General features: G+C 72.0%; 9 protein-coding genes. 2 read left to right on the top strand and 7 right to left on the bottom strand.

Annotation, left to right across the window (positions count from 1 at the left end; translation table 11 throughout):
- Nucleotides 1–99 precede the first annotated feature (99 nt).
- Nucleotides 100–570 (top strand): VOC family protein, encoded by a 471-nt coding sequence (locus H9623_RS10820; protein WP_193720060.1) that lies wholly within the window; start codon nucleotides 100–102, stop codon nucleotides 568–570.
- Nucleotides 571–579: 9 nt separating this feature from the next.
- Here the strand turns inward: H9623_RS10820 and H9623_RS10815 are convergent, their stop codons facing one another.
- The 7 genes from H9623_RS10815 to H9623_RS10785 form a co-directional block, all read right to left on the bottom strand.
- Nucleotides 580–762, bottom strand: coding sequence for a hypothetical protein (locus H9623_RS10815; RefSeq protein ID WP_193720059.1), 183 nt, complete (start codon nucleotides 760–762; stop codon nucleotides 580–582).
- Nucleotides 763–788: 26 nt separating this feature from the next.
- Nucleotides 789–1,049: a hypothetical protein gene (locus H9623_RS10810; RefSeq protein ID WP_193720058.1), complete on the bottom strand. Its 261-nt coding sequence runs from the start codon at nucleotides 1,047–1,049 to the stop codon at nucleotides 789–791.
- Nucleotides 1,046–2,824 carry a beta-N-acetylhexosaminidase gene (locus tag H9623_RS10805; RefSeq protein WP_193720057.1) on the bottom strand — a complete coding sequence of 593 codons (1,779 nt, stop codon included), beginning with the start codon at nucleotides 2,822–2,824 and terminating at the stop codon, nucleotides 1,046–1,048. The genes H9623_RS10810 and H9623_RS10805 overlap by 4 nt, the downstream gene beginning before the upstream one ends.
- A gap of 160 nt (nucleotides 2,825–2,984) precedes the next feature.
- Nucleotides 2,985–3,191: a DUF2283 domain-containing protein gene (locus H9623_RS10800; RefSeq protein WP_193720056.1), complete on the bottom strand. Its 207-nt coding sequence runs from the start codon at nucleotides 3,189–3,191 to the stop codon at nucleotides 2,985–2,987.
- Between the two features lie 92 nt (nucleotides 3,192–3,283).
- Nucleotides 3,284–3,910, bottom strand: a complete 627-nt coding sequence (locus tag H9623_RS10795; protein WP_193720055.1) for a MarC family protein — start codon at nucleotides 3,908–3,910, stop codon at nucleotides 3,284–3,286.
- 19 nt (nucleotides 3,911–3,929) lie between these two features.
- Nucleotides 3,930–4,769, bottom strand: a complete 840-nt coding sequence (locus H9623_RS10790) for a PHP domain-containing protein (protein ID WP_193720054.1) — start codon at nucleotides 4,767–4,769, stop codon at nucleotides 3,930–3,932.
- Nucleotides 4,770–4,896: 127 nt separating this feature from the next.
- Entirely contained in the window at nucleotides 4,897–5,718 is an 822-nt protein-coding gene (locus H9623_RS10785; RefSeq protein ID WP_227748522.1) for a GNAT family N-acetyltransferase, read from the bottom strand.
- Between the two features lie 364 nt (nucleotides 5,719–6,082).
- Here H9623_RS10785 and H9623_RS10780 point away from each other — a divergent pair, with 364 nt between their 5' ends.
- Complete coding sequence (locus H9623_RS10780) at nucleotides 6,083–6,982, top strand: alpha/beta fold hydrolase (protein ID WP_193720052.1); 900 nt, start codon at nucleotides 6,083–6,085, stop codon at nucleotides 6,980–6,982.
- Nucleotides 6,983–7,055: the final 73 nt, after the last annotated feature.

Below are 7,055 nucleotides of genomic sequence, written 5' to 3'. Positions count from 1 at the left end.
TCGCTCCACGGAGCGGCGGCCCGCCGTCGTCGTCCCAGAACCTGCCAGCACCCGGGCCCCGCAGCGGCGTACCCGGTGCGGCGGGGCTAGCGTGGGTCCATGGAAGCCCGCGTCAGTCTGATCACCCTGGGGGTGCGCGACGTCTCCCGGGCACGCGCCTTCTACGTCGAGGGCCTGGGCTGGGAGCCGGTCGAAGAGGTCCCGGGCGAGGTCGTCTTCCTGCAGGTGGGCCACGGTCTGCTGCTGTCGCTGTGGCGCCGCGCCGACCTCCTCGAGGAGGCCGGCCCCGGCATCCACGAGGGGCACCACGGGACCGAGCGCATGGCACCCGTCGCACTCGCGCACAACGTCGGCTCCCCCGCCGAGGTGGACGACGTCCTGGCGAGCGCGACCGCCGCGGGCGGCTCCGTCGTCGTGCGGGCGCAGGTCCGGGTCTGGGGCGGCTACTCGGGGTACTTCGCGGACCCGGACGGGTTCCGCTGGGAGGTCGCGCACAACCCCGGCCTCGTGGTGTCCGACGACGGACGGGTCGCGTTCGTCGCGCCGGGACCCGACCCCGGGGCCTGGTAGAGCCCGGCGTCAGGAGTACTCGGTCACGAAGCCTTCCGTCCAGTGGACCTCGTCGAGGCCGTAGGGGATGACGTCGACGGTCCCGCCGGGCGGGACCACGACCGAGCCCACCGCACGGAGCGCGTCCGACTCCGAGGCGAACGCGCCCCGGAAGACCGCGACGTCCGTCTCACCGTCCTGGTGCAGGGTCACGACGAGCCACACCTCCGCGCCGGCCCTCACTCGACCATCACGATCCCGTGCTCGAGGACCGCGCCCACCGGGAGGGCGTGGACGGTGAAGTCCGTCGGCGTGTCCCGGAACCCGGGCTGCTCGCGGAGCCGCTCGACGGCCCGCTCGGCCGAGGCGGCGGACGCGAACACCCCGATCATCTTGTCGTCCACGTGCCCGCTCGTCTGGCGGTGCCTGTGGCGGACGAGGAAGACGTGGTCCGAGCCGCTCGTCGAGGGCGGCGCGGGCGCATCCTGGTGGTGGGTCACGGGGTCCAGTCCACGTCGGCGGCCTCGTTCCAGCCGATTCCCGCCTCGGTCCAGCGCGAGGACACCTGCACGAGGCGGTCGCGGAAGTCCGGGTAGTCCCGGTCGGCCTGCTCGGACCACGCCACCTCGGCCGTCGCGGGCAGGCGCGGGAACAGCATGAAGTCGGCGTACGTGTCGACGGGCACGAACACCTCGGGCCCGGACGGCAGGCTCACGAGGCTGTCCGGGTACGAGCGGTCGGACCACAGCAGCACCTCCACGCCCGCCATCGCGGACTCGTCGGCGAGGACGCTCTCGCCGTCCGGCGACGTGAGCTCGGTCGCGGGGTCCCAGTCGTACGCCTCCTCGAGCGTGATCCGCGTGGCCCACTCGAGGCCGTAAGGGGTGTCGCCGTCGTACTTCATGTCGAGGTAGGTGCGGTCCGCGGGCGACATGATGAGCCGCGCACCCATGTCGAGGGCGTCCTGCACGTCGACCAGGTCCGCGTTCTTCGCCTCCCCGCCGATCACCCCGCGCAGCCGCTCCCCCACGCCCCAGTACTGGATGAGCGTCCCGGGCGGCAGGTCGTCGGCGGCACCCCACTGGTGCCAGCCGATGACGGTCTTGCCGTGGCCGGTCGCGATCTCGTTCGCCGCCTCGGCGTAGTTCTGGTACCAGCCCGGAGGGCTGGGCGCCTCGTCCCCACCCAGGTGCAGGTACGGGCCGGGGTTCTGCCCCGCGACCGACGCGAGGACCGTCTGGAGGAACGCGCGGACGTTGCCCATGTTCTCGTCGCTCGCGCAGACGATCGGGTTGTTGACCTCGGGGCCCCAGTACAGCGGGGTCGGGACGCCGTCGCAGGTGAGCGAGCCGAGCGACGCCTGCGCCGCGAGGGTGTGACCCGGCCCGTCGATCTCGGGGACGACCGTCATGAACTTCTCGCCCGCGTACGCGACGATCTCCGCGTACTCCTCCGCGGTGTAGTACCAGCGCTCGCCGCCACCGGTCCCCGGCTCCCACCCCTCCTGCGTCGTGGAGCCCGTCTCGGTGAGCCCGGGCAGGGCGTCGACGGCGATGCGCCAGCCCTGGTCGTCGGTCAGGTGCAGGTGGAGAGCGTTGAGCTTGTACGTCGACGCGTGGTCGATGAAACGCTTGACGGACTCGACCGGGTAGAAGCGGCGGGCCACGTCGAGCATCGCGCCGCGGTAGGCGAAGCGTGGCTCGTCGGTGATCGTGACGGCCGGTGCGGTCCAGCCGCCTGCGGGAGCGTCCTGGACCGACCGGGCCTCGATCTCCGGCGGGAAGAGCTGGCGCAGCGTCTGGACGCCGCGGAACAGCCCGGGCGGCGCGGCGGCGGTCAGGACGACCTGCTCGTCGTCGACCGTCAGCTGGTAGGCGTCGACCGCCGGGTCGTCGAGCGGGCTGTTCCGGTCCCAGACCGCCTCGGCGCCGGTCGTGAGCTCGAGGCGGATCTCGCCGGTCGCGCCCTCGACGGCCGGGCCGAGCGGCAGCTCGAGGCCTGTCGCGGTGCCCAGGTACTCGGCGAGCTCCTCTCCCACCTGGTGGACCTCCGGGGCCATGATCTCGGGGGTGACCAGGGCGATCGTCGAGTCCGCGTCGAGCACGAACCCCTCGCCCTCGTCGACGCTCACGTCCGTGGGCACGGGGACGAGACCCAGGCCCGTGGACGGGACGGTGCTCACCTCGTCCGTGCAGGCCGTGAGCAGCGCGGCGGTGAGGACCGCGGCGACGACCCCCGCCGTGAGGGCGGGTCGGCGACGACCTGGCGATTTCATCAGCACTCCTTCGTTACTCATGACCGAAGAGAGCCATGCCCTCTTCTCGCCGTCCACCCTAGGGGCGCTCAAGGGCCGGGAGGCTCGCAACCGCCGTCTCGATGAGGTAACGAACACCGGTGCGCGATCTCCCGGCCGGCCGCGACCGCCCTCGACGCACTCATGAGCGCGCCCCACCCTCACCGCTGAGGAGGCTGCGGTACCCGATGAGCTCGATCCCCAGCAGCCGCCCCTCCTCGTCGATGTCCAGGACGATCTCGCCGTTCAGCCGTTCGTCGTCCACGACGATCTGCCGCGTCGCGGCTCCCTCGCCGATGGGCTGCAGCGTGATGTACGCGGCGTCGACCTCCGGGTCGATCTCGATCACGTGCTCTCCTTCACGTCCGGCGCCGAGGCCGCTCGTCGGGCACGAACGCCCGCGAGACCGGACGGTCTCGCGGGCGCTCTCGCGTGATGGGGCTAGCCCGCCATCTGCACGAATGCCGTGACGGCGTCCGCGACGAGCTGCACGGCGATGGCCGCGAGCAGCAGACCCGCGATCCGGGTCACGAGGATCGTGCCCGAGTCGCCCAGGACGCGGTGGATGACGTTCGCGAAGCGCATCGCCAGGAACAGCGTGATGTGGACCGCGACGACGCCTGCCGCGATCGCGACCCAGTCGGCCGCGGACCCGTCGGCGCGCTGGACGAAGACCATGGTCGCGACGATCGCACCGGGTCCCGCGAGGAGCGGCGTGCCGAGCGGGACCAGGGCGACGTTGACGCCCTTGTTGCCCGACGGCGTCGGCTCCTCCATCTTCCCGGTCAGCAGCTCCATCGCGACCAGCAGGAGCAGGAGCCCGCCGGACGCCTTGAGCGCCGGGAGCGAGATGCCCATGTAGTTGAGGATCTGCTGGCCGAACACCGCGAACGACACGATCACGCCGAACGCGACGAGGATCGCCGTCCGGGCGGCCTGGTTGCGCTGCTTGGCGCCCATGGCGCTGGTCAGGCCCAGGAAGATCGGTACCGTCCCGGGAGGGTCCATGATCACGAACAGCGTGATGAACACCTCGGTGAAGAGGCGCAGGTCCATGATGTCGTTCACGACACCACCGCCCGCGCCGTCATCGGATCACGTCCAACGTGCCTAGCTCCTCGATCGTCTCCAGCACTCGTGGTGCTGTCGTGTTCTCGCCGAGCCGGTTCGGTTTGCCGGCCCCGTGGTAGTCGCTCGAGCCGGTGACGAACAGGCCCAGGGTGTGGGCGATGTCCTCGAGCCGGGCTCGCTGCTGCGCGCTGTGGTCGCGGTGGTGCACCTCGAGCCCCAGCAGTCCTGCGTCGGCCATCTCCTCGATGACCGCGTCCGACACCACGCGTCCTCGTCCGTCGGCGCCCGGGTGGGCGAAGACGGGCACGCCGCCCGCCGCGCGCACCGCGCGCACGGCGTCCAGGACGTCGGGTGCGTAGTGCGGCACGTAGTAACCGGTGCCGGGGTGCAGGATGGTGGCGAATGCCGCCGAACGGTCGCTGACGTGGCCGGAGGCCACCAGGGCGTCCGCGATGTGCGGCCGTCCGATCGTGGTCCCCTCCTGCGTCTGCGACAGGACATCTTCCCACGTGAGCGGGTAGTCCTCGCCGATGCGCTCGACCATGCGCCGGGCGCGCGAGATCCGGTCCTCGCGCGTGCGCTCGATCTCGACGAGAAGGTCTGGGTGCGTCGGGTCGTGCAGATAGCTCAGCAGGTGCACCGAGACGTGCCCCGAGCGGGCCGAGACCTCCATGCCGCGCACGAGCGCCACGCCGTGGTGCTGGGCCGCGCGGGCCGCCTCGGCCCAGCCCGCGGTCGTGTCGTGGTCGGTGAGGGCCAGGACGTCGAGCCCGGCGGCGGCTGCGTCCGCCACGACCTGCGCCGGGGCGTCGGTCCCGTCGGACGCCGTGGAGTGGGTGTGGAGGTCGATGCGCACCCCCTCAGGATAGTGAGCGCCCGCGTCACCACCCGTCAGGCCAGGCCCGACGACGTCGCTCACCGAGGTGTGCGAGTCCCGCAGGACGCGACGGGCCCACTGCCTCGGCGCCGGTCAGCACCTACCTCTAGCCGACCCGGACGAGGTCGGCGACCTCCGGGTGGCTCTGGAAGCCGGCCGACGAGTACGTGGCGACCGCGCCGACGTTCGAGCTCTCGGCGCACACGGTCGCGCTCGAGGCCCCCATCTCCTGGAGCGCCGAGGCCGCGGCCAAGGCGATCGCCCTGCCGTATCCGTGGCCTCGGTGGTCACGGTGCACTCCCAGAGGCTCGAGCACACCGGGCCGCCCTTCTCCCGCCGACCACACGGTGGCTGTGGCCACAGCGGAGCCCTGAGCGTCGTAGGCGAGCAGACAACGGGCGGCGGCGTACGCCGGGCCGGTCGTCATCGTGTGCCAGCGCTCGTCCGTGAAGCGAGACGACTCGAAGGAGGCCCGATGAACCAGGGCCTGGGCGTGTGCCAGTTCAGGGCCGACCTCCTCGATCCGCACGTCGGGGCGGGGCACCGGTTCAACGAGATCCCGGATCATCGGCGTCCACAGCTCATCGGCCTGCCACCCTGCTCCCAGCAACCGTGACCGGAAGACGCCCCCGAGACGGGCCTCGACCGCCACGGGACCTCCAGGAAGGACTCCACGCGACGGGTCAGCGACGTCGTCCGCCATCCGGGAGGCAAGTTCTTGGTCGTTCTCAGCGTCCGGCGCGATCGCCAAGCGCAGGAGCGTGCCACCGTCCAGGTAGCCCAAGGCAACGGGCCGGCCGTTCACGGCCCAGGTGCGAACCCTTCCGGCCAGTTCTGACGCACCGATCTGCCAGGCCCACCCGAGATCACCCGGGTGCAGCTGGAGGGACTTGTTCTCCTGCTGCCAACTGGCGAGCACCTCGATCATCTCGTGCAGCGCGGAGGGGTTCGGAGTGCTCAGCGTGATGACCATGCCGACATGACACATCCAGCAGGCGGCGTGCACACGTCGACACACCGGACGAACGGAGCACGAACAGAGGCTCGCCGTCTTCTCGATCCTCCGGACGCAGCCCACAGGCCCCGCGAGGTCGACGCCACGGCGCCACGAGGCCGGCTGCTGCTTGCCGCGTGCAGACGTCCACACCCGCAGGGAGTGAGGTCTCGTACCGCGGCGCCGGGCCCCGTCTCCGGAGGAGATCCGATGCGCCCCAAGGCCCCCACAGGACGTTCACGGGAGGCCCGCCGGGCTTTCGCAGGGCTCCCAGGTGGCGCTGGCAGCATCCGAAGCGATGCGAAACAGCCAGCCTGCACCCCGGGCCACCGCCCTCCCGTCCGCCCCGTCGATCGACCTCCTCCCGAGCCTCGCGCAGGCGTCCGTGGCGGGGTCGCCTGCCGCAGTCGTGTTCGTGCACGGCGTGCGCACGTCGAACGCGATCTGGGGTCGTCAGCTCGCTCACGTGCGCGAGGCCGGCCACCTCGCGGTCGCGGTGGACCTTCCCGGGCACGGTGAGCGCAGCGACGAGCGGTTCACGCTCGCGCGCGCCTTCGAGATCCTGGACGACGCCGTCGCCTCCTTCCCGGAGGACGTCCCGGTCGTCGTGGTGGGCATGTCCCTCGGCGGATACACGTCGCTCGCGTACGCGGCGACCCGTCCGGAGCGGTTGGCCGGCGTCGTGGCGTGCGCGTGCAGCGCCGACCCGCGCGGCAAGCCCGTCGCGCTGTTCCGCGAGGCCGCCGCCCTCGTGGACGCTGCGGGCACCGCGACCCGTCGCACCCTGGGCCGGTTGCAGGGCGTGCTGCGCGCCGGGAGGTCCGTCCCCGGCGGCGCCCGGGCCTCGGCCCAGCTCACGGGGGCCGGGTCGTTCGCCGATCCGCAGCTCCTCGGTCGGCCCGCGTGGCAGGTCGTGACCGACATGCTCCACGAGCTCGCGGGCCGCTCGTCGCGCGCGGACCTGCGCGCCGCGAAGGTGCCGGTGTGGCTCATCAACGGTCAGCGGGACCACCTGCGCCTCGACGAGAAGCGATACCTCGACACGGCTCCCGACACGGCTCTCGTGGTCGTGCCGCGCGCGGGGCACGACGTGAACCTGGACGCTCCCGACGCGTTCAACGCGGCGCTCTCCCGGGCGCTCGGCGACCTCACGAGCCGCTGGTCACCCACGCGGCGCGCCGAGCCGGCCGCGGCCTAGTTGTACCCGGCCAGGAGGTTGGTTACAGCCTGCTGATCGGGGGTTGGCCGTCGAGGGCTTGGTGGCGACGGTG

The sequence above is a fragment of the Oerskovia douganii genome (genome assembly GCF_015142735.1).
Classification (GTDB): Bacteria; Actinomycetota; Actinomycetes; order Actinomycetales; family Cellulomonadaceae; genus Oerskovia; species Oerskovia douganii.
The sequence above is the reverse complement of the archived record's forward strand: the minus strand, read 5'-3'. Positions and strand labels throughout refer to the sequence as shown.